The sequence below is a fragment of the Lederbergia panacisoli genome (assembly GCF_024626525.1).
Classification (GTDB): domain Bacteria; phylum Bacillota; class Bacilli; order Bacillales; family Bacillaceae_C; genus Lederbergia; species Lederbergia panacisoli.
This window is the reverse complement of the sequence record NZ_JANJGU010000024.1, coordinates 12,312-33,637: the sequence shown is the minus strand read 5'-3', so window position 1 is coordinate 33,637 and position 21,326 is coordinate 12,312. Positions and strand designations below refer to the sequence as shown.

Annotated in this window: 20 protein-coding genes and 1 riboswitch; of the genes, 8 read left to right on the top strand and 12 right to left on the bottom strand. The window is 38.9% G+C overall.

What is annotated here, in order from left to right; genetic code table 11:
• Window positions 1-1,146: IS4 family transposase (locus NQ185_RS19260; protein WP_257583696.1), on the top strand; the 1,146-nt coding region annotated here is incomplete at its 5' end.
• 319 nt (window positions 1,147-1,465) lie between these two features.
• Here NQ185_RS19260 and NQ185_RS19255 read toward each other — a convergent pair.
• Window positions 1,466-2,638, bottom strand: coding sequence for a pyridoxal phosphate-dependent aminotransferase (locus NQ185_RS19255; RefSeq protein WP_257583694.1), 1,173 nt, complete (start codon window positions 2,636-2,638; stop codon window positions 1,466-1,468).
• A 108-nt stretch (window positions 2,639-2,746) separates the two neighbouring features.
• Here NQ185_RS19255 and NQ185_RS19250 point away from each other — a divergent pair, with 108 nt between their 5' ends.
• The 4 genes from NQ185_RS19250 to NQ185_RS19235 all read left to right on the top strand — a co-directional run bounded on the left by NQ185_RS19250 (window position 2,747) and on the right by NQ185_RS19235 (window position 6,278).
• The gene (locus NQ185_RS19250) at window positions 2,747-3,529 is read left to right on the top strand and encodes a carbon-nitrogen family hydrolase (protein WP_257583693.1); all 783 of its coding nucleotides are present in this window, start codon (window positions 2,747-2,749) and stop codon (window positions 3,527-3,529) included.
• Window positions 3,530-3,578: 49 nt separating this feature from the next.
• A riboswitch (SAM riboswitch) is annotated at window positions 3,579-3,683 on the top strand.
• A gap of 78 nt (window positions 3,684-3,761) precedes the next feature.
• Window positions 3,762-4,775 carry a methionine ABC transporter ATP-binding protein gene (locus NQ185_RS19245; protein WP_257583692.1) on the top strand — a complete coding sequence of 338 codons (1,014 nt, stop codon included), beginning with the start codon at window positions 3,762-3,764 and terminating at the stop codon, window positions 4,773-4,775.
• On the top strand, window positions 4,765-5,430 hold the full coding sequence (locus NQ185_RS19240) for a methionine ABC transporter permease (protein WP_257583691.1): 666 nt from the start codon (window positions 4,765-4,767) through the stop codon (window positions 5,428-5,430). The genes NQ185_RS19245 and NQ185_RS19240 overlap by 11 nt, the downstream gene beginning before the upstream one ends.
• Window positions 5,431-5,450: 20 nt before the next feature.
• On the top strand, window positions 5,451-6,278 hold the full coding sequence (locus NQ185_RS19235) for a MetQ/NlpA family ABC transporter substrate-binding protein (RefSeq protein ID WP_257583690.1): 828 nt from the start codon (window positions 5,451-5,453) through the stop codon (window positions 6,276-6,278).
• A gap of 119 nt (window positions 6,279-6,397) precedes the next feature.
• Here the strand turns inward: NQ185_RS19235 and NQ185_RS19230 are convergent, their stop codons facing one another.
• A complete protein-coding gene (locus NQ185_RS19230) occupies window positions 6,398-7,339 on the bottom strand; it encodes an L-lactate dehydrogenase (RefSeq protein WP_257583689.1) in 942 nt (313 codons plus the stop codon).
• Between the two features lie 175 nt (window positions 7,340-7,514).
• Here NQ185_RS19230 and NQ185_RS19225 point away from each other — a divergent pair, with 175 nt between their 5' ends.
• Complete coding sequence (locus NQ185_RS19225) at window positions 7,515-8,099, top strand: RNA polymerase sigma factor (protein WP_257583688.1); 585 nt, start codon at window positions 7,515-7,517, stop codon at window positions 8,097-8,099.
• On the top strand, window positions 8,086-8,850 hold the full coding sequence (locus tag NQ185_RS19220) for a DUF4367 domain-containing protein (RefSeq protein WP_257583687.1): 765 nt from the start codon (window positions 8,086-8,088) through the stop codon (window positions 8,848-8,850). Before NQ185_RS19225 ends, NQ185_RS19220 begins: the two co-directional genes overlap by 14 nt.
• Before the next feature lie 230 nt (window positions 8,851-9,080).
• Here the strand turns inward: NQ185_RS19220 and NQ185_RS19215 are convergent, their stop codons facing one another.
• The 6 genes from NQ185_RS19215 to NQ185_RS19190 all read right to left on the bottom strand — a co-directional run bounded on the left by NQ185_RS19215 (window position 9,081) and on the right by NQ185_RS19190 (window position 14,962).
• On the bottom strand, window positions 9,081-10,235 hold the full coding sequence (locus tag NQ185_RS19215; protein ID WP_257583686.1) for an ABC transporter permease: 1,155 nt from the start codon (window positions 10,233-10,235) through the stop codon (window positions 9,081-9,083).
• A 12-nt stretch (window positions 10,236-10,247) separates the two neighbouring features.
• Entirely contained in the window at window positions 10,248-11,459 is a 1,212-nt protein-coding gene (locus tag NQ185_RS19210; RefSeq protein ID WP_257583685.1) for an ABC transporter permease, read from the bottom strand.
• A gap of 11 nt (window positions 11,460-11,470) precedes the next feature.
• Window positions 11,471-12,403, bottom strand: a complete 933-nt coding sequence (locus NQ185_RS19205; RefSeq protein ID WP_257583698.1) for an ABC transporter ATP-binding protein — start codon at window positions 12,401-12,403, stop codon at window positions 11,471-11,473.
• Between the two features lie 150 nt (window positions 12,404-12,553).
• Window positions 12,554-13,210, bottom strand: a complete 657-nt coding sequence (locus NQ185_RS19200) for a response regulator (protein ID WP_257583684.1) — start codon at window positions 13,208-13,210, stop codon at window positions 12,554-12,556.
• Window positions 13,210-14,403: a sensor histidine kinase gene (locus NQ185_RS19195; protein WP_257583683.1), complete on the bottom strand. Its 1,194-nt coding sequence runs from the start codon at window positions 14,401-14,403 to the stop codon at window positions 13,210-13,212. The genes NQ185_RS19200 and NQ185_RS19195 overlap by 1 nt, the downstream gene beginning before the upstream one ends.
• 88 nt (window positions 14,404-14,491) lie before the next feature.
• Entirely contained in the window at window positions 14,492-14,962 is a 471-nt protein-coding gene (locus tag NQ185_RS19190) for a DUF6147 family protein (RefSeq protein WP_257583682.1), read from the bottom strand.
• Between the two features lie 128 nt (window positions 14,963-15,090).
• Here NQ185_RS19190 and mgtE point away from each other — a divergent pair, with 128 nt between their 5' ends.
• Window positions 15,091-16,458: a magnesium transporter gene (gene mgtE, locus NQ185_RS19185; RefSeq protein WP_257583681.1), complete on the top strand. Its 1,368-nt coding sequence runs from the start codon at window positions 15,091-15,093 to the stop codon at window positions 16,456-16,458.
• Between the two features lie 28 nt (window positions 16,459-16,486).
• Here the strand turns inward: mgtE and NQ185_RS19180 are convergent, their stop codons facing one another.
• From NQ185_RS19180 to pflA, 4 genes are all read right to left on the bottom strand, one after another.
• A complete protein-coding gene (locus NQ185_RS19180) occupies window positions 16,487-17,884 on the bottom strand; it encodes a glycoside hydrolase family 18 protein (protein WP_257583680.1) in 1,398 nt (465 codons plus the stop codon).
• 177 nt (window positions 17,885-18,061) lie between these two features.
• Complete coding sequence (locus tag NQ185_RS19175) at window positions 18,062-19,543, bottom strand: serine hydrolase domain-containing protein (protein ID WP_257583679.1); 1,482 nt, start codon at window positions 19,541-19,543, stop codon at window positions 18,062-18,064.
• Between the two features lie 249 nt (window positions 19,544-19,792).
• Complete coding sequence (locus tag NQ185_RS19170) at window positions 19,793-20,419, bottom strand: FMN-dependent NADH-azoreductase (protein WP_257583678.1); 627 nt, start codon at window positions 20,417-20,419, stop codon at window positions 19,793-19,795.
• Window positions 20,420-20,449: 30 nt separating this feature from the next.
• A complete protein-coding gene (gene pflA, locus NQ185_RS19165; RefSeq protein ID WP_257583677.1) occupies window positions 20,450-21,190 on the bottom strand; it encodes a pyruvate formate-lyase-activating protein in 741 nt (246 codons plus the stop codon).
• Between the last annotated feature and the right edge of the window lie 136 nt (window positions 21,191-21,326).

The window sequence follows — 21,326 nt, the reverse complement described above, 5'->3', positions numbered from 1 at the left end:
CTGACCACGGCTAATTTAATGAAGATTTGTGTCACCATGCAATTGGGAAATTGGAAATCCTACGAGGAAACAGAAGAGCGTATTCGTGCCATGGAAGGTACAGAGGAACTGTTTGGCCTCACCAGTATTAGTGCTTCTCAACTATGTCGTCGAGTCAATGCTTTACCTTCAATCCTACCACGGCAGTTATTTCTTGCCGCTGTTACCCAATTGAATAAGCTGACGAGTAAAGGAAAAGGGATCCCTTCTTTAGGTCGTCTTCATCTCGTAGATTCTTCTTCTCTGCTCCTTGGACCTACACTAGGAAAGTGGACGTATTTTACAAAGCATAGTAATTGCGTGAAGCTACATACTCGGATTGTGGTAACGGATCCCGGCACAGCTTATCCCGACATGGTCATTCCTTCTACAGGTAATGTGGATGATCGTGAAGTCATGCTTGAGCTCGTAATAGATCCTCATGCGACCCATGTGATGGACCGTGGCTATGTGGATTACAAAAAAATGGACCATTGGGTAGGAAACCAGATTCCATTCGCCATGCGTATCCAGGCTGGGCATAAGGCGAACATTATAAAATCCTTTGAAGTTCCCGATGGCAGCAGGGTTAAGCTAGACGCCTTAGTCGTCATGGGGAGTAACTTCAGATCCATGGAACAGCCCCTTCGTCTTGTTGAATTCACGGATGAAGAAGGGAAAGAATACCGTGTCGTAACCAATCGTTGGGATTTGAAAGCCGAAGAAGTAACCGAATTGTACCGGCACCGTTGGATCATTGAACTGTTTTTCAAGTGGATGAAACAACATCTACGTCTAGTTAAACTACAAAGTACCCAACCCCAAGGAATTTGGAATCAGATTTTCTTTGCTATGACGGCGTACTGTGTCACTTTATATGTTAGGTTAATTGAGAAAACTAAGAAGACCACCTGGAAAGTACTCACCCTTCTCCGCATCCATGCCGAAAGGACATGGAAAAGTTTTCTCCATGAGTTACACCGTTTACCTGTAAGAACATCGAAAGGAAGACAAAAGAGAAAGCACCCGCCAAATGAAATTGAACTTCATGATGCAGGTGTGGCCATTGTAAAACCAGTGGGGGTAAGTACTAGCTCGATGGCAAAATATAAGAAAAAAAGAAAATAATATCAAATTTTTGGATAACTGGGTTCACTTACAACCCCCTTGACTTTTTGGCTCAGAACCAAGAAATTGGAATGGAAAAACTATACATAAGAGCAATATAAAGTAATCGTGATATACCCTTGTGGATATTTTTGCAATGCTAGTGGAGATATTCCGATTAACTGCTCTAAATAAGACAAAATCCAAGGATTTGGATGATATAAACGGAAAAGCTTCCTTTACTTTCCAGGAAATATTGGCATTTCCCACTTTAACCGGAATTTATCCGTTTATTTTTCAAATACAATGAAATCAACATTCGGTTATAACAGAGCCACACTTAAAATAAACCTAAATCTCCAATTCTTCTCGCGGCTTTACGCAATCGCTCTTCCGTCGTTAACAAGCCAACCCTTATATACCCTTCTCCGTATTCTCCGAATCCAATTCCCGGCGCTACAGCCACATATGCTTTTTCTAATAACAGATTAGCGAACGCTTCAGACGTGTAGCCATCAGGAACTTTTAACCAAGCGAAAAATGATCCTGAAGGGGCTTGGACTTTCCATCCAATTTCATGCAAGCTTGAAATAAGCGCGTTTCGTCTTTTTTCATAGGTCTCATTTAATTCAACTGCACATTGCTGAGAACTCAATAACGCCTCAGTCGCCGCATCTTGGACCGCGCCGAATAAACTAACATACAAATGATCCTGGAATAGATTAATCGCTTCTATGACAGATGGATTCCCGACTGCAAAGGCTACGCGCCAACCAGCCATATTGTATGTCTTTGACATTGTATAGAGCTCAATGCCGATATCTTTCGCTCCTTCCGCTTGAAGAAAACTAACCGGTTTTTTGTCTTCAAAGCCTATGGCCCCGTAGGCAAAATCATGAACTACACATATATGATGTTCAGAGGCAAAGGCGACAGTCTTATCAAAAAAATTAAGATCTGCTACAGCCCCGGTTGGATTATTCGGATAATTGAGGATCATCATTTTTGCCTTCTCACAAACATCATCTGAAATGTCTTCAAACTGAGGAAGAAACTGATGTTCAGCTTTTAGCGGCATCATTTCCATTTCTACTTTTGCGAGTGCGGCACCAGACCAATAATCCGGATAACCCGGATCAGGTACAAGCATTGTATCACCAGGATTCATAAGGCATTGTGGCAACTCGACTAATCCCGCTTTACCTCCGAATAAAACTGCAACCTCTGTTTCAGGGTCGAGTTCTACGTCATATTCCCGTTTATAATATTGAGCAACAGCCTTTTTGAGTTCAAGCTTTCCACGAAATGGAGGGTAGCGGTGATTGACGGGTTCCTCCGCGGCACTTTTTAATCGGTCTACAATGTGCGACGGGGTTGGTAAATCTGGATTTCCTTGCCCAAGATTAATGACATCGTGGCCATTTGCTATGTATTCATTTACTTTTTGGACGAGTGAGGCAAAAAATTGCTTAGGCAGCAGTTTTAAAACCTCTGAAGTTTCAAAATTCTTCATGGTGACACCTCTATAAAAATAGTGATTTTCCTTTTCATTTCTAGTTTAAAATGTTATAACGAAAGATAATGTTTGTAAAGCGCAGAAACTAGCAAGGGGGAGTTTGGATTGAAGTGGAAAATTGGTTGTATTCAAATGGATATTGCCTTTGGGGATCCGCAACAAAATTTTATCGCGGCAGAACAATGGTTTGAAAAAGCAGCGAAAGAGCAATGTTCCATCGTGGTATTACCTGAATTATGGACGACAGGGTATGATTTAACCCGCTTAGATGAAATCGCTCATGAGGAAGGAAAGGATGTCCTTCAATTCTTACAAGAACAAGCCAAAAAATATAAGTTCCATATCGTCGGAGGCTCGGTTGCTAAAAAAGCGGAAGGCGGCGTGAAGAACACAATGTATATAATTGATAAGGAAGGCAAGCTTGTCCATGAATATAGCAAGCTTCACTTATTCCAGCTTATGGATGAGCATTTATATTTACAGGCTGGCCAGGACGAGCCTACTTTCACGATTGATGGAGAAGAAGCAGGAAGCTTTATTTGTTATGATATCAGATTCCCAGAATGGTTGAGGAAGTCGGTAGTCAACGGTGCAAAAGCATTATTTGTTGTAGCGGAATGGCCAACCCCTCGCCTTGATCATTGGCGCATTCTATTGCAGGCACGAGCTATTGAAAATCAATGTTATATTATCGCCTGCAACCGGGTTGGTTCGGATGCAAATAATGAATTTGCCGGGCACTCGATGATCATTGATCCTTGGGGAACAATTATTGCGGAAGGCAGCTCTAAGGAAGAATTATTACTCAGTGAAATTAACCTTCAGGAGATTGACGAAATCCGCAGCCGAATCCCAGTATTCGATGATCGCAGACCTAAATTTTATTGACAAGCAGCTCATATTCCTCCATAATAGTTTCATTGAACTAAATATGATTAACTTATCAAGAGTGACTGAGGGATCAGGCCCTATGACGTCCGGCAACCTCCTTATACGGAAAGGTGCCACTTCCTGCGGAATGAAACATTCTGGGAGATAAGTCGAAAATAAATGAACGATTTTATTTCGATGTCTCTTTCAAAATGAAAGGGGCATTTTCCTTTTATATGAGGTGGATACAATGATCAAAATAAATAATGTAACAAAAAAATATCAAACCAAAAAAGGCGAAGTTATCGGAGTCGACAATGTTTCATTAACCGTTAAAAAGGGTGAGGTTTTTGGAATCGTCGGGTATTCAGGTGCAGGAAAGAGTTCACTCCTCCGCTGTATGAATCTCCTTGAAGAGCCAACTTCGGGATCTATTATCATTAACGGAATAGATTTAACGAACCTATCTGCAAAGGAACTTCGCGGAGCGCGTCAGAAAATAGGAATGATTTTTCAACACTTTTACTTAATCAGCTCAAAAACGATTATCGAAAATATTATTTTTGCTTTAAAAGCAGCTGATTACCCGAAGGCGGAACGAGTAAAAAGAGCAGAAGAGCTCCTTCAGATGGTCGGACTTGCGGATAAACGGGATGTGTACCCAGCGCAATTAAGCGGTGGTCAAAAACAGAGGGTAGGAATTGCTAGGGCACTAGCCAATAATCCAGATGTTCTATTATGTGACGAAGCTACATCCGCCCTTGATCCGAGTACAACAAAATCAATATTGGCACTCTTGAAAGATATTAATCAAAAGCTAGGATTGACGATTGTCCTTATTACCCATGAAATGGAAGTCGTGAAAGAAATTTGTGATCGAATGGCTGTTATGCAAAGTGGAAAAATTGTGGAGGAAGGCTCAGTTTACGATATTTTCGCTTCACCGAAAGCAGAGCTAACGAAGGAATTTATCGGTGATATTCTTCAATTGGACATACCTGAAAAATTAGTCAAGGAGTGTAAAGGAACTCTTGTAAAAATTCAATTTAAAGGCTCGAAATCAGGTGAAACGGTCGTATCTGATATGCTTCAGCTTCATCGTGTAAAAGGGAATTTCCTACACGGAAAGATTGAATATATCCAAGAAGAACCGTTAGGCATATTTATTTTAGAAATCATAGGTGAGCAAGATGAAGTAGCCAAAGCTATTTACTACTTGCAGGAAAGAACGGGAAATGCAGAGGTGATGACATATGGGGCTTGATCATATTATCGAAATGCTTCCAGATTTGAATAAAGCATTTTTTGAAACGTTATACATGGTCGGCATCTCGCTTTTCGTAGCTATCGTTGTTGGACTTCCGTTAGGTGTTATTTTATTCGTGACAGACGAAGGAATGTTTTTAAAACAAAAATATGTAAAATCAATTGTTGGGTTTTTAATTAATTTGATTAGATCGATTCCTTTTATTATTTTACTTGTATTACTTATTCCTTTTACGATGTTGATTGTCGGAAAAGTTATCGGTCCTACAGCTGCATCGGTTTCATTATCCGTTGCCGCAATCCCTTTTTTTGCTAGAATTGTAGAAACTTCTTTTCGAGAAATCGATAAAGGTGTGATTGAAGCTTCTATATCGGTAGGAGCCACTCCATGGATGATCATTAAAGATGTGCTCATTCCGGAAGCAAAGTCTAGCCTTATACAAGGAGTTACATTGACGACAATTAGTCTAGTTGCATACTCGGCAATGGCTGGTGTCGTTGGCGGCGGTGGAATCGGTGATTTGGCGATCCGTTATGGTTATTACCGCTATGATACAGTTATTATGTTTACGACAGTAATCGTGTTAATTGTTTTAGTTCAACTCATTCAATTAGTTGGAGATCGTTGGGCAAAACATGCAGATAAAAGATAAAACTTCAGGAGGAAACAGAAATGAAAAAATGGTTTTTTCTATTAACTCTCGTTTTAGTAATGGGAGCACTTGCCGCTTGCGGTGGTAAAGATTCATCAGGTGCAGACAGTGATAAGAAAGAAATTGCTATTGGCGCAACAGCTGGTCCATTTACAGATATGGTGACAAATGCTATCAAACCTGGTCTTGAAAAGAAAGGTTATAAAGTAAAGGTAGTAGAATTCAGTGATTATATCCAACCTAATAATGCATTAGGAACAGGCGATATTGATGCTAACGTTTTTCAAAATAAAATCTATATGGAAACTTTTGCAGAGCAAAACAAACTAAACTTAGCTGAAGTGATAACAGTTCCGACTTCTCCAATGGTTGTCTTCTCAAATAAATTTAAATCAATTGATGAAATCACAGATGGTGCTACTTACGCCCTGCCAAACGATCCTACAAATATGGGTAGAGCATTATTAATTTTGGAACAAGAAGGCTTAATTACATTGAAGGACGATGTAAGCCACTTGACAATTTCCGAAAAGGATATAAAGGATAACCCTAAAAACCTTAAGTTCCAACCATTAGAAGCAGGACAGCTTGCACGTGCAATTGAAAGCACAGATATGTCGGCAGTACCCGGAAACTTCGTTTTTGCAGCAGGTCTTGATATGAATGAAGGCATTATGGTTGAAAATATGAGAGATGCTCACCGCAACCGAGTTGTCATCGATGCAAAAAACAAAGATGCACAATTTGTAAAAGATATTAAAGAAGTAGTAGAATCAAAGGAATTTGAAGAAGTAATTGACAGCGACTTCGTTGGTTTCACAAAACCGGATTGGATGAAAGATAGATAATAATAAAGTTTAATCGGTATCTACATGACTCCTGACCGTTTTGGTTGGGGGTCATTTATTTATGGGTTAATCTATCCATAAAATAAAGGCGGCCTAATCAGACAGCCTCCACCTTCTCCTCAAAAATAAGGTTTCAATATTTCCTTGATTACATTTGCACTTTTATGGAATTGCCGTTGTTCTTCCTCACTAAGCTCCAATTCAACTATTTCCCTTATCCCATCTCGATTCACGATTGCTGGAACTCCAATATATACGTCGTTTTCTTTATATTCACCTTCAAGAAGGGAAGACACTGTTAGAATCGTATTTTCGTTACGTAAAATGGCTTTCGTTAGTCTAACAAGACCCATTGCAATTCCATAATACGTGGCCCCTTTGCTTTTAATAATTTCGTAAGCAGAATCACGTACTTGGATGAAAATTTCATTTAAATCTTCTCGTTTATATCGCGGATCACGCTCAATCATTTTCAAGACAGGAACTCCACCAACATCTGCAATGCTATAGACTGGAAGTTCACTATCCCCGTGTTCTCCGATAATATAAGCATGGACATTGTTTGGGGCTACATCAAAGTAATCTCCTAACATATATCTGAAGCGTGCCGTGTCTAGGATAGTCCCTGAACCTATGACTCGTTCTTTTGGAAGACCACTATAACTCCACGTAGCGTATGTTAATATATCAACCGGGTTTGTTGCAACGAGAAAAATTCCATCGAAACCGCTGGCCATCACGCTATCTACAATTGATTTAAAAATTCTTAAATTCTTTTCTACTAAATCAAGTCGAGTTTCACCTTGTTTTTGATTTGCTCCCGCGCAAATGACAACTAAATCTGCATTGGCACAATCTTCATATTGACCATAGCGAATATGGGTTAAATCAGGGGCAAACACTTTGCCATGATTAAGATCCATTACATCTCCAATTGCTTTTTCCTTATTTACATCAATCATGATCATTTCGTCTGCAATACCTTGATTCATAAGGGCAAAAGCATAACTTGATCCGACAAAGCCAGTTCCAATGATTGCTACGCAATTTCCTTTTTTCATCTGACACGACCTCCATTCATCACCATAGATGAACCTATTATAGTGTTAGCCTGTCATTCATGTCTAATGTAATATGAACTTTCGGCTTTTCCCATGAAACATTTACCAAGATCTTCCGTCTTAGGATATAATAAGAGGAAAATTGAGGAAATCTTCACTCAGAGAGGGTGTGGGGATGATAAATAGGTTAATACAAAAACTCCTTAAAAAGGATCGTGAGTCCGAGAGAGTCATCTTTGAAATGTTTTATCAACGGGTCTATTATACAGCGTACTACATTGTTCAAGATCGGGAGCTGGCCCAGGATATCGTACAGGAAACCTTTCTTAAGGCATTTCAAAATATGCATACAGTCAAGGATGGAGAAAAGTTAGGTGCTTGGCTGGCTGCAATCGCATCCCGGACCGCCATTGATTATTTAAGAAAAATTAAAAAATGGAACGAAGTTGTTTCAGAAGATCATGTTATTGACGAACAACTTTCTAGAAATGAAGATTTTCATTCTACTGTTGAGACAATAGTAGAAAAAAAGTTCCTTAAAAATATACTTCTTCGCGAAATTGATGAACTGAAACCAGAACATAAGCAAGTTTTGATTCTAGCCTATCTGCACGATATGAAATACGACGAAATTGCAAAAGCATTAGATATCAAAGTGACGTTGGTCAAAACACGTATTCACCGTGCGAAGTTAAAATTAAGGGAAGCGTTGGAAACACAGCCCGATATGAGGGAGATGATACATAATGCCAAAGTATAAAGAAATCCATTTGGATGAGTTGATTCGTGAAGTATTAGATGAAAAAATGGATGACTTCCCAGCCCCATCTTTGACAGCAGCGGAAGCATGGAGTCAAATTCAAAAGCAGATGAATGAAAAAAAGGTAACAACACACCCGCTTCGTGCTTATCGAAAGTATTTTTTGATAGCCGCTTCTATTTTAATTATCCTTATTTTTGCTACTGCTCCACAGTCTAGTATAGCTTTTAACCAATTGACAGATATCTTCTATACCGTACAAGGAAATGTTGTGCATTTATTTGGGAAATCAGAAGGTGGCAGTATGAAGGGGGAGCCGGCCGAGGGTGGATTCGAAGTGATTGAAGACTCGGAAATCATATCTAAGCAAATGAGTTTGGAAGAAGCTAAAAATGCCGCGCACTTTCCTATTTTGACTCCTAAAAGTCTTTCTGAAGAATTTCAATTAGTAGAAGTGACGGTCATGGATGGTTATGAACAAAAAGTTGAAGCTGTTTACTTAAACTATGTTGGCGATGATAAAGGTTTTATTTTAACTGAAATGCCGATTGAATATCAATTTGGATTTGGAGCCACTATGGATAATGATGATGTGACGATAGAGGAGATTCAAATTAAGGGGCAAAAGGGAAGTTTAGTGATTTATAAAAATGGCGACGCCCAACTGATTTGGATGACCCAAAGTCACTATTTTTCAATTGAAGGAAATTTATCGAAAGAAGAGATTATTACAATAGCTAAATCGATATAAAAGAGGTTCCCCCTGATTGGAATGGGGGAACCTTACACTTTGTATCCTTTTTAGCTTGTTTATTTGCATTAGCTTGGATTTTTCCACCGATAATAAAAGCTGCCAATAATAAGAACCCTAAAATAGTGACAACCCAAATTTTATTTGTGAGCCCAACATAATGATGAGTAAGAAACTGCGGCCATGTAGGCTAAATTGAAATTCTTTTTCTTTTTCATTTAATATCTCTGCTATTCAAAACGAATTTTATTCATACCTACGATGAGAAAGACGAAGGTAATTGCTAGTAGGACCCCGCTCGGTGCAAGAACATCCACCACTGTTCCACCTCTAGCCGATAACTCGGCAAATCCTTCTAAACCCCAATATTGTGGAACAAACTTAGCAATTTGCTGCATGACATTCGGCATGATTTCAAGTGGCCAATAAACACCGCCAAGCATACAGGTAGAAACAATAAATAGATTTCCAAATACGGATTGCTGCTCTGACGTTTTGACAAAGCCTGCGATAAAAAGACCTAATCCAATCGTACATAGTAATAGACTAGATACAAGGACAATATTGCCTAATAAGTTGCCCCAGTTCACATGAAACACAAACTTTGAAACAGTCATTAATACGCCAAATTGAATCCACCCAATAAGGAAAAAGGCAAGTAGATACCCAATTAACAGTTCCTTTTTTGACGTAGGTGTCGACATGAGTCGGTACCAAACTCCAGTCTGTCTAGCTTCTAAAAATACCCCGGTACTGATAAGCATCGTAATCATGACAAACATAATCGTAAATCCTGCAGAGCGAGCGGTCATATTGTTCATCGTCGTAAGTTCTTGGCTTTTCGTAACTGCAACGTTTTTGATCCCGGATGAAGTTGCGAGCTCACTCGTAATTTTATCTTGAACTCCCTGCCAGCTATCACCTGTTATATCCTCATAAGCACTTGATGCAGTTGCAATGATCTTCAATTTAATCATGCTGTCGTTAATGACTTGTTCTATCATTTGTGCACCGTCAAATGAAGGAGAGTGTATAAAAATTACTTTAGGAATCTCATTTTCCAATACTTGCTTCTCAAATTCTTCATCAATACGAATATATCCTGTTACTTTTTGGTCTTCGAATTTTGCACTTGCATCGCTCGCATTCTCAATACTCATATCTAATATATCTTTACTTTTTAACTCATTGATCAACGCTCTTGACAAGGTTGACTGATCACCATCAACCACCGCAATGCTAGGTTTTGCTTCCGTCTCGCCTGAAAAAAGCGCTCCAAAAATAAAGGTGAACAAGATCGGCATCCCGAACATAAGGAGGTATGATTGTGGCTTTTGAAACATTCTTTTTAATTCAAATATCATAATGGCGCTTATTCTTCTCATTTTTTTTACTCCTTATCTTGGTCGTAATTTTAGCGATCCAATCAACAATGCAACGAATCCACTTAACATAAGGACAGTGATAGGTAAAGTAAGTGTTTCCCAAGACGTTCCGTTCATAATCTTTACTAAACTATCAAGCGCCCATTTGTTTGGTGCAATATTCCCAATTAGTTGCAAACTGTTTGGAAATGCAGCAAGTGGTATCATTGATCCGCCTAATAATGCTAATATTTGAACGCCGATACCACCGACCGTATCAGCTGTTTTTTCTTCTGTAATCATTCCGGCAATGATCATGGAAAATCCTGAAACTGAAATCGAAAACGCTAATCCAATTACAAGCACTTGTAAAATATTGCTTCCCCAACTAACTCCAAATAAATAATGTGTGGCGATCACAAACACGATAAATTGGAGGAAAGAAAAGTAGAAGGTTCCTAAAAATTTTCCGCATATGATAGAAGATTGCACAATTGGGCTGCTCATTAAGCGGGCTAAAGTTTCTGTTTTCCGTTCCTGGATAATCGACTTCGCCCCGACGGTTGTATTGAATAAAACGAACATTGCACACATGGCAGCGGCATAGTATTGCATTCCTGATATTGGTTTCTTGCCATCCTTCTCGGAAGTGACTGCGTTCAAATTGGAGCTTGCTATGTCGGACAGCTCCTTTGCGAGTCCTACTATGACATTTGCCATATCGATATCTTGATCCGATACGGGAACAGCAGTTAATTCTTTTGAAACTACTTCCGCTGCAATCGATACAGATGTTACTCGGTTGATAAAAGATAATGTGATTGAGTTCATAATCGTAGATTGGATTTCTTTTTCAGGGTCACTAAAAATGGTAACTTCCTTAATTTCACCCTTCATTAAACCGTCCCCCCAACCAGTGGGAAGTATGATTCCAACATCAACATCTTGCTTTTTTAAGGCTGTTTTTAAGCTAGCTTCTGTTTTATATTCTTTAAGTGTAATACTTTCTTTTAATTCCTCAGCTTGCAACACTTTATCTACAAACTGCTCTGTTATATCATCCGCGGAAGAAACAACAATCCCTACAGTTGTATCTGGAAGTGAACCGCCTTCTTCAAATAATCCACCTAGAGCCGAACCAAGAATGGCTGTCAGAACAATTGGCATTAGTAGCATACTAATAAAACCTTTGCGATCTCGTAAGCGGATTTTCATATCTTTCCATGCAATTGTAAAAGCTGTCATTTATAATCCTCCTAGTCCCTCAATGAGCGCCCCGTTAATTGTAAGAAAAGGGTCTCAAGGTTAGGTTCTTTAATTTCCACTGAACCAATTTTCATTCCATTCTTTACGGCTGCGGCCATTATTGAACTTAATGTTTCATATGGCTTCTCCGCAAAAACTTCGATCGTATTTGATTCATTCTTCACAACTTCATTAACATTTTCCAGTATTTTTATCGCTTCTATTGCTTGTAAAGTATCATTTTCAACCGTTAATTGAATGAATGACCCGCCAACTAGCCGGCTGCAAAGTTCAGATTGTGTACCGATTGCAATGACTTCCCCGTGATCGATAATTCCGACACGATTGCATAAATACTCAACTTCCTCCATGTAGTGGCTCGTGTATATGATAGTCATACCTTGTTCATTTAGCTTTTTGACTGTTTCTAAAATATGATTCCTTGATTGAGGGTCAATTCCTACTGTTGGCTCATCCATAATCAATAATTCCGGTTCATGCATTAAGGCGGCCCCGATATTGATTCTTCGTTTCATCCCGCCGGAGAATGTTTCGATTCGCTCTTTTGCCCGATCCTTTAAACCAACAATATCAAGTACTTCTTCTACTCGTTTTTTCGCCTGGGAGCCTTTTAATCCGTACATAGTCCCCCAAAATAATAAATTATCTTTTGCAGACATCGTTGGATAAAGGGCGATTTCCTGTGGCACAACCCCGATTTTTTTCTTAATAAGCATCGGTGATTTCTTAACAGATAGATGATCAACCATTACCTCACCTTGATCGTATGGAATGAGCCCGCAAATCATCGAGATGGTGGTGGATTTTCCCGCTCCATTCGGACCTAAAAGCCCAAATGATTCACCTTTTTCAATTGTAAAAGAAACATTTTTCACGACTTCCTTTTTTCCGTAGCTTTTCTTAAGCTCTTTAACTTCTAACATCGTTCCACGTCCTTTTTTCATTCCGATTTTCACTACCCACAGTATAGCGCGTATCCTTTCCGAGCAAATCTCTCTCTAGATAGATTTTTCCATAAAAAAATACAGCTGCTTTAGCTGTATGTCATGGGGTACTATGCCAAAAGTCATCTGTCAGAAGGTAGATATATGATACCTTACTGCAAAAATAGCTGCTTGAGTCCGATCTCTTAGCTCGAGCTTATTAATTAAATTTGAAACATGATTTTTTACGGTGCCCTCTGAGATGAAAAGTTCATGGGCAATTTCTTTATTGTTTAGACCTAGTCCTAGTTTATTTAATACCTCAAGTTCGCGTTCTGTTAAGTCATGAATTATTTTAGGAACTTCAGTATCTTGATCCGTTGCTTGCTTCTTTTTCATTTCTTTCACGATTTCCGCCGTTAAATCCCTAGGCAACACCATTCCGCCGGATTGAACGGTCATGATGGCCTGAACAATCGCATCAGTCGGCATATCTTTTAATAAATAGCCGCTAGCTCCTTCTTCAAGTGCTTCAAAAATTAAGGAACTATCGTTGAATGTTGTAAGCATCAACACTTTTGTGTCGGGTAGACATGAGGTAATCAACTTTGTGCCTTCAACCCCATTTGCGATTGGCATGCGAATATCCATTAACACAATATCAGGGTGAAGCTGACATGCTTTTTCAAATGCATCCTTTCCATTGGATGCGACTCCTACTACATCAATCTCAGGCTTCAGATTTAGAATCGTAGCGAGACCATCTCTCATTAATTCTTGATCATCAACAATTAAAACCTTTATCACTATGCTCCCCCCAACTCCCATTGAATTTCCTTCAATGGTAAACTCATCTTTACGATAAATCCTTCTTGTTGATTACTTTCAAACACGATCTGCCCACCATGCTCCTGGACTCTATCCCTCATATTCTTGAGTCCAAATCCGGGACTAACCTTCGATGAGCCGGTTCCGTTGTCTTTAATGAAAGTTTCAACAGTTGAATCAGATATTTCAATTGTGACATCGCATTCGGTCGCTTGCCCATGTCGGACAGCGTTTGTAATAGATTCTTGGATGATACGAGTCAAATCTAATTGAATCGAAGGGGGGATTTCAGAAGGGTCTCCCTTTATACGAAAATTAGATTTCAATCCTGTCATTTCCTGATAGTCTTCGAGAATTTTTCGTGTCGTAGCAATAAAAGATCGATTTTCATCTCTTAAAGTGCGCACGGATAATCGCAATTCCTGCAGGGCATTTCTCGCCAGCTCCTCGCAAAGGAGGATTGTCTGCTTGCTCTTTTCAGGTTGAATATGTTGAAGTTCCTTTGCTACTTGCAACTGAACGAGCAATGCCGTCATTTTATGTCCTACGGTATCGTGGATCTCGCCAGAAATACGGTTTCGTTCTTGGATCAGGGTTAATTCTTCAACTTGATTAGAATAATGATGCAACTGTTCATGTGCATCTTTTAAGGCATGATGAGTTTCTTGAAGTTCATCATATTGAGTTTCAATTTTTTCTTGTGCATGGATTAGTTTATGTATGAGTCGGCCAACAAAAGCTTCAAAAACGATAAAAGTAAAATTAATGATGTTTTCCGCTATATCAAGGTTTCCCGTCATTTTATACGAGTAGAAAACACATAACCCCCACATGAGAAAAAAGGCAAGAGTAAATCCCCATATGATTCGCTTATTTTCTGCAATAAGAAAAAGCGTAACAGCATTAACTCCAAATAATAGTAAATAGATTGTCGATCCCGGAAAGAAAAACACAAAGCCTAAAATGTAAATTGAATCGAGTGTAAGAGCTAAAACGAAATACTTTTTCACTAGAGGGGTAACTAATAAAAAATGATTAATACAGAAACCTAGTGCTGCGGCAATGACAAATGCCGTTTGTATCATTGTGTGGTTTTCAACGGAAATATAGTAAATGCTACTGAGCAAAATAAACATAATTAAGCGAAGGCTGCTCAAAAGTGATAATCTCAAAATGTCACCTCTATCGGTTAAAAAGTAGTTATCATCATTATAAACCGATATGGTAATAAGAGATATATGCAAAATGAAAGGGCGCCTATTAATCTACGAATACATAAGTTGAGATGCTTGTGTTCTGTTCAACAACTCCTCCATGCATGACTCGGTGAACTCCCCATACTCTGTAATAGGATTTTTTTAAAACCTTCGCCTCTTTGGAAAGAGAGACGATAGAAGAAGAGTAATTTGTTGCACTCCCGAGGGAGAGTACATCCACCCATTGTCCACTCGCAGAATCCCAGCGCTGCAGCGTCATGTCAATCTTTATATTATCAACTGGACGATAAGCTTTTGTATTACCCGTCACTCGCACCTGTGTACTAGAGATCATCTGAATAAATGTATTTCCACTCATAAAATATTTAGATGCTTGAATCGTATTTTGATCTTGAGTGCTCCCAGTTCCAACTGGCATAGGGATTTCATCCGCCGAACTTTCTCCTACTGCCATAATAAGGGTAATGAACACGACCGCTGCTAGTAAAAGTCCCGAACGTTTTAATAAATTCATTGAAATTGTCTCTCCTTTTTCTTTTGTCAGTTCATAGACGGATTGTTGGATAAAATTGTTGCAGAATCTTCCGAAAAGTTTTTAGAAAGTAAAAAAAGGATATAGAATTTTAGGGATAAGGAAGGGAAGTGCTCGCCATAATTACAAAAGAGAAATTAGAAGAGGAAACATTAGCAGTGATAGAGAAATTACAAAATAAAAAATTCGATGAGCTAAACGAAATGTTTCGAAAAAAGCGGCCTTACGATATGAGTGCTATTTTCCAGAGCCTTCCTGAAAAACATGGTATATCACTTCTTCATAACTTGGATGAAACAACGATTGCAAGTATGATGCAAAAGGTAAACACAATGCAAAAACTCGAGCTGCTTGGGAAAATTGGACCCGAGAAAGCGAATAAAGTGTTAGCTTTACTTGATACAAATATCCTTAGTCGGCTGCTAAAAAAATACCCACAAGTCCAATTGAAAAAATTTCTCGAAGAAATGGACGAAACTAACGCTAGTTATGTTCAAACAATGATTGATTATCCAAATGATACTGCAGGCAGTTTAATGACAAATCGATATATTTCGATTGAAGATCATGCAACGGTTCAAGACGCAATTGATAAAATTAGGTCTCTTGCCCTTTACTCAGAAGGCAATAATCATTTATACCTTGTTGATAAACAGGGAATATTGACCGGCACGGTCCCATACAAAGACTTACTTCTCTCAGATCCACATGAAATGTTAAGAAATATAATGCTCGAGCAGGTTATCTGCGTATCTGTATCGACAAAGCGAGCTGATATCGTAAGACTGCTCCAAAGGTATGATTTTATAGCGCTCCCTGTTACGAATGAAAAGGAAGTGCTCGTAGGAATTATTACATTTGATCATATGGTAGATGCACTCATACAAGAAACGAGCGATGACTATGGGAAAATTTCAACTGCTAGTAAGGAGATTGATTTTAAAACAAAACCATTTATTGCAGCTGTCAGGCGGTTGCCCTGGTTAGTCATTCTGCTTTTTATCGGTTTAATTTCCGGAAGTATCATTTCTAAATTTGAAGGGACGCTGGAAAAGGTAGTAGCATTGGCGTTCTTTATGCCTCTAATTGCAGGGATGACTGGAAATACGGGAACTCAGTCGCTCGCTGTCGTAGTTCGGGGCTTGGCGGAAAATGAAATTGATGCAAAAACGGTTTTCAAATTGATATTACGGGAATTTCGTGTAAGTCTTATTATTGGCGTTACATGTGGATTTCTCATTTCGATTATTGCTTTTATCTGGCAAGGGAATATATATTTGGGGATTGTAGTTGGCGGCTCACTTCTGCTCACACTTATACTTGGTACGATGGCTGGGACTGTCATCCCGCTCGTTTTATATAAATGTAAATTGGACCCAGCTGTAGCTTCGGGGCCTTTAATTACAACCGTAAATGATATTTTCTCGCTAATTACGTATTTTTCAATCGCTTCTTTATTATTATCAAAGCTGACATAGTAAAACAGCACGCTATATGGGCGTGCTGTTACTTTCTTTTTCTTATTATGACCAAAATGATTAAAAGCAGGATGCCTATAATGAGGAAGTAAAGCCAATATAACGATTGTGCTTTTTCCTTTATAGGCCTCTCCTTTACTGGCTCTTTAGTGGCCTCAAGCTTAGGGAATTCAAGCTCATTACGAATTGTTGTCAGTAAAGTTTGGGTATTATCATCTTCACTTAATTCCCAAACCATCGCTCCGGCTAAGGCATTTTTCGTAATAAAATGTGTTTTCTCCTTTAATGATTCGGGATCATCATACGAAATAAATTCTTTTTTTTCCTCGCTATAAAGGTAAGGGACCTTTGCGGTATTGTTCCAATAACGTTTGAAACTATTTTTATCAATTAAGTGTTCTTGAAGATAGTTGTAATCATAGGTACCTGGTTCTAGATTGCCGCCGCCATTACCGGAGCAGGATTGATATCCGCCATTCTCAATTATTCTCCCTTTGTTCTCGGGGTTGCAATTTCCCCATGATCTCCCGTAAAAAGGGAGTCCCAATACAAGCTTATGCACAGGAACTCCGTTATCTAGATGCCCCATGACTGCAGCCGCTACATGATGAGGATGGACATCGTATTCCAATGCCTTTGGATCTTCGAAAAGAGGAGCGTTATGCCCTGTGACCTTCGACCAACTACCATTAAAGTCATACGTCATGATATTGATATAGTCGACAAGATCAGCAACCTTATCCAGTTCAGTATTGTCTAAATAGGAAAACCCAGCACTCGATGCAATTGTCAGCAAGTACTTTTTCCCGTCTTCTTGTTCAGCTTTAGTGAGTGCATTTCGAATTTCTTGCAATAAAAGTGTGAAATTTTCTTTATCTAAAGGGTCATGATGATTATTCGGCATCCCACCACTGACAGGATATTCCCAATCAAGATCAACCCCATCCATATCAAATTCTTGAATATACGCAACGGCAGAATCCGCAAATTGTTTCCGGGTTTCTTCGGCTCGAGCTACAAGCGACATATTCACAGACCATGACCAGCCACCGATGGAAATTAATGTTTTTAATTGTGGGTTTACATACTTAAATGCTTTTAAGTTTTCTAAATTAGGAAGGTCAGTAGAGGGGGCGCCCAAAACGACGGTTCCGTTTTGAATATCATTTTGTTTAATGCCGTTGTTATCTGTGCAAGGTAGCAGCCCGCCGTTTCCAGCTTCCGGGTTTCCATGTGTGCCATCCCAGCACACATCAGCAAATGCATAATTGATATGTGTAACTGATTGTGGATTGAAATTTTTAAGTGGAGACCATCCAGCGTAATACCCGATAATGACATAGTTTTGTTCATTCGCTTTTATGGGAGAAAAGAGGAGAAGGGAAAGAAAGATGACGATACTCATGACAACTGTGAACCGGAACATGTAGTCCTCCTTTTGGAAAGATGATAAGTGTTTATTTTATCCCTTGATTTCAAATGAATTCAATGTGGGTGTAAAAACATCCGTTTTTCCTTAACATGTTCCGTCTTAGTAGAGAAAGTCACTAATTAGCAATATAAATCGCAAGCAAAAACGCTCAGATTAATTTCTGAGCACTTTTTAAGAGTAATTTTTGATTATACCTTTATTTAATGTTATTCGATAATAGATTCTCAAAATTGTAAGAACCAATCCAATAATGAAAACAATTGCCAATAAGACCATCGCGGCTGGGTAAAGACCAAATGCATCAATCGTGGTCGAACTGTTATTTTGCAACGTTGGAACAATAAAAAACAACCACCCAATTAATAAGGTTGGAACCAATTGGGGAATTAAACGAAGGTTAAATCTCCAAGTAGGATGTTGTTTACGTTTATCCGACCATTTTTTACTCCGCAGAATCCCTCTAATTCCTAAAATCAAATAAATCAATGTGATCACGCCAAGTGATAAATCAATTATTTTCGATACTGGGGCTTTCAATTCGGGTTCTTGCCCCTCTGTCAATTGGATAATACCCGAACTAATCTCATAAGCATGTTCAATTGTAGGGGTATAGCTATTAAGTAAAACTGCAATGGCATAACCACTACTTGGTATGATGTCTTGTTGGGTTTGATACGTGGATACTACTCCGCTATGCGAAATGCGTGCTGGCTTCACATTAGGTGAGCTCAACTCCCAACCGAGACCGTATTTTTTGCTTCCAGGTTGTGTAGAGTAAGAGTCTTCCAATAATTTTTTTGATAATAAATGCTTTCCTGTTCCAATCTTTCCTTCGTTTGTTTGCATCATGAGCCATTTTCCCATATCAGATGCTGTTGAAATGATACTCCCAGCCCCCATATTCATAGCTTCAAGCTCTGTCCAAGGTATTGCAGTTCCATATGCAGTTACATATCCTTTAGGTAGTCCCTGTACAAGATCTCCAGAGTTAACAGTAGTAAGTGAGTCATTCATTCCTAGTGGGGAAAATACCTTTTGTTTAAGATATTGAGAGAACTCGATTCCCTTTACCTTCTCCACCAAAAGTGCTAAGACCCAGTAGTTTCCATTGCTATAATAGTAATTCTCTCCCGGGTTCGACTGCAGCATCCAATCATTCAAACGTTCCACACCTGCTTTTAAGTTATTTGCTGGTGGAACAATAATCGGATTTGGAATCCCTGATGTATGAGACAATAGTTGACGTATTGTAACTTCCTTCCATCTCGAATCGTCAAGTTTTACCTCAGGTAAATAATTAATTACGGGGTCATCCAGTTTGATTTTCCCTTCATCAACAAGTTGTAAAACAGCAAATGCAGTAAATGATTTGGAGGCAGAACCGATTCTCATTAACGACTTTTCTGTTATGGCGTTCCCCCCAGAATCATGACCATATCCCTTCTCATATACTAATTCACCGTATTGGACGACTACTATTGATACACCAGGAAGCCCGTTGCGTTCTATATAGTTAGTTACAAATTTATCAACATCTTCCGTCTTAAATGGTTGAGCGGCTTGGACAGAAAAGGGATGGTAAAACGATGGTATTAAGAGAATTATTAACAGAGGAATAGAACCTAATTTCATCACATTTAATATTATTTTCAATTGTGTTTTCCTCCAATGTTTTGTGTTTATTTTAAAATCCTTGAAATATTAACATAATCATACAACATTGTCTTTATTAGGTTCACCTGCTAGGGGCTTATTAATTTCTAAGTCGATAGCCGTATTTGTATAAGTTGACTGCGGGAAATAAGTAAAAAAACAGACCAAATCTCTATTCGAAACGGCCTGTTAATTCATATATTTATTCAATTGTTGCTCTTCCTATCGACTTTTCCTCACCTGTTTTATTTAAAAGTCACTTGCAATTTCAGTTAGTTTTTGCCTTGCTTCCTCCAGAATGGCTTCGGTTTGATTTGGATCGATATCTAATCCTTCTGCAATAACAGATGTAAAGTTTTTCAATCCCATAAAGCCCATTATCGTTTTAAAGTATCGATATGAATTTTCCATTGCCGCTGCAGGGCCCTCAGAATAGATGCCACCTCTAGCTTCTATCAATAATAAAGGTTTTTCAGGCACAAGTCCGACAGGTCCATTTTCGGTATAATGGAATGTTTTTCCCGCAATGCAAATCGTATCGATATAAGCTTTGAGCATCGGGGGATATGATAGATTCCAAAACGGTGTGGCAAAGACAAGCTTATCTGCTTCTAAAAATTGACTCGTAAGTTCATCCATTCGTAATGCTTTAATCATCTCGGTTTCTGTTAATTCTTCATGAGCTGCAAATTTTCCCCACGCACTGAAAACATCGACATCAAGAAAAGGGATGTCCGCTTTGTACAAATCTAGCTTATCAATCGTATCTTCAGGATGGTGTTGTTTATATTCCTCTAAAAAGTGGTTCGCTAACATGGAGGATCTTGATTGTTCATCGCTTTTTGGATTCACTTTTATATATAGAACATTTGCCATGTTTCATCATCCTTTCAAGCTCACTGGATTCTATACGTTCGTCAAAATGTCATAAGCCCATTTTACTTTTTCATCCGCAGGTGTCTGCACACCATTAAGCTTATATTCGATTCCTAATGCCTCATATTTATAAACCCCTAATTGATGGTAAGGGAGAATTTCCACTTTTTCTACATTCGATAAAGAATGAATAAATGCACCAAGTCTTCTTAAATCTTCTTCAGCGTCCGTAAACCCCGGAACTAAAACGTGACGCACCCAAACGGGCATTTTCTTTTCTTCAAGATAGTGGGTAAAGTCTAGGATGTGTTTATTTGAAACAGATGTTAAGTTTTTATGTTTTTCTTCATCAATTTGCTTTAAATCAAGTAGGACAAGGTCAGTCACTTCCATTAAACGATCAAGAGATTTCATAAAACGTTCTTTTCGTGTAAAGCATCCTCCAGAGCTATCAATTGTAGTATGGATGCCAAGCTTTTTACATTCAGTAAATAATTCGAAGAGAAAATCAAGATGAAGAAGTGGCTCTCCGCCGCTGACTGTCACTCCACCATTAGAAGCCTGCAAAAAAGGAAGATAATCCTTAATATCCTTCATTAACTCCTCAACAGAAACCTCCTTGCCCTCCCCATTTCCAAAAGCCCAAGTATCCGGATTATGACAATACAGACAACGCAAAAGACACCCCTGCGTAAAAATCACATACCTAAGCCCCGGACCATCCACAGTCCCACAAGACTCAATCGAATGAATGCGAGTTTGGATTCTCATAACTTCATCCTCCTTTGTGGGTGCCAGGCACCCACACAACTTTGATACAATTCTGAATTGTGCTAATTGGGTTAGAGTTGTGTGGGTGGGGGGGGGGCGATAAAAGAGCAAAAAAAAGATCTATGTTGATATCATC